We start from the raw sequence: 1468 nt of genomic DNA, 5'->3' as shown, positions 1-1468 counted from the left end.
TGGCCGGTGCTGCCCGGCTGGGTCCACCTGAGGGCGCGCGCCGGGGAGCCTTTCCCATGAGCCTCGGCGTTCCGGGCCGCGCCAATCCGCGCCCGACCGGCCGCGCGGACTCGATGTCCTTCCTTGGCCTGGCGCATCTCGCCTGGCGCGAGGTGCTTTGCGATGTCGGCCAGCATCGCGGCCCGAACGCGTTTGTCAAGACGGGCGAGCTGCTCCGCCGGAAATGGTGCTGGGGCCTCGGCCCCGCGCCCAAGCCATGCGGCAAGCTGCTCTGTAAACGAAAATGACGGCCGGGGCGATCCGGCCGTCGACGCGGGGAACTACCTGGACAATCACCTGTCATCGCGTGCCCGCTCCAAAATCATACGTCAAATCGAAGGGTAGCTCAACATGACCGGCGTCACGATGACCGTCACGGTCGACGACCTGGAGGCTCGGGAGCGGCTGCGCGCCCTGGTCGAGCGGATTGAAAACCCGGAAGGGTTCTACGGGCATGTGGGCGAGATCATCGTCCAGTCGACGAAAAGGAACTTCCAGTCCGAATCCGCGCCAGACGGCACGCCCTGGGCGGCGCACGCCCCCTCGACCATCCGCCAGCGCATCCGGCGTGGCCAGGTGCCCATCACCAAATTGCGCCGCAACGGCTTCGGCCAGACGCTCTACAACCAGTTGAACGCGCGCCCCTTGGCCGAGGGCGTGACGGTGGGCACGCCCATGCCCTATGGGGCCATTCACCAGCTCGGCGGCACGATCCGGCGGGAGGCGCGCTCGGGCCGCCTGTTCGGGCGCGAGAATGTCTCGGTCCAAGCCTACACGACCACGATTCCCGCGCGTCCCTATCTCGGTCTCTCGGCCGACGACTGGCTTCGCTCCTGAGGTCGGTCGAGCGAGAATGTGTAGGGGGGTCTTACCTTTTGGACAGAGGAGAGAGAGGGAAAGGGCCACCCAAGGCATTGCGGACACAAGAGAAAACAGGGGTGGCGGCTGCTGCCATTCGTCATGCTGGAGACAGGCGTCAAGATATGCCCGGGTGCGTCGGCAATGGCCGACAGGTGGCTTGATCCCACGGCCTTGCCGCGGCTTCCGCTGAAGGACTGTACCTGCCGTCCGTGCCAATGCAATTACCGCCCCCTGTCTCGCCGAGACCTCGATAAGAGCGGTTGGTCGGTGGATGGTCCGTGGCCGGTTGGAGCGTCAGGACCGCCCGGCTAAGGCCCGTTTCTGACGCTTTTCCAGCGTCCCACCTTGGCCAGCGGTTTCAGTGCGCCTCACGCCGATTAACATACTGATCCTACGACATTAAATCAAGGTGGGACGCTGAGCGGCAAGGTGGGACGCAATCGTCCCACCTCAGCGTTCATCTAGGGTCAGGACCCATTGATATACTTGAAGCTGTCCGGCCTGCGTGATTCAAGCTCCCGAACTGACGGGGGTGGAGATGAGCAACCTTTTCTGGCTGACCGACGCG

The 1468-nt window shown here is 64.6% G+C and carries 2 protein-coding genes; both read left to right on the top strand.

Annotated features, from left to right (window positions below):
- The coding region (locus GH815_RS18650; RefSeq protein ID WP_211365134.1) for a hypothetical protein at positions 1 to 287 on the top strand (287 nt) is incomplete at its 5' end.
- A gap of 103 nt (positions 288 to 390) precedes the next feature.
- Positions 391 to 876: a phage virion morphogenesis protein gene (locus GH815_RS18645; RefSeq protein ID WP_153750224.1), complete on the top strand. Its 486-nt coding sequence runs from the start codon at positions 391 to 393 to the stop codon at positions 874 to 876.
- The last annotated feature ends 592 nt before the right edge of the window (positions 877 to 1468 follow it).

Origin of the sequence: Rhodovulum strictum (assembly GCF_009649175.1) — a bacterium.
Taxonomy (GTDB): Bacteria; Pseudomonadota; Alphaproteobacteria; order Rhodobacterales; family Rhodobacteraceae; genus Rhodovulum; species Rhodovulum strictum.
The sequence above is the reverse complement of the archived record's forward strand: the minus strand, read 5'-3'. Positions and strand labels throughout refer to the sequence as shown.

Excerpts from the sequence above, each read along its gene's own strand:
- GH815_RS18645 (WP_153750224.1), top strand. The coding sequence starts at position 391 with ATGACCGGCGTCACGATGACCGTCACGGTCGACGACCTGGAGGCTCGG.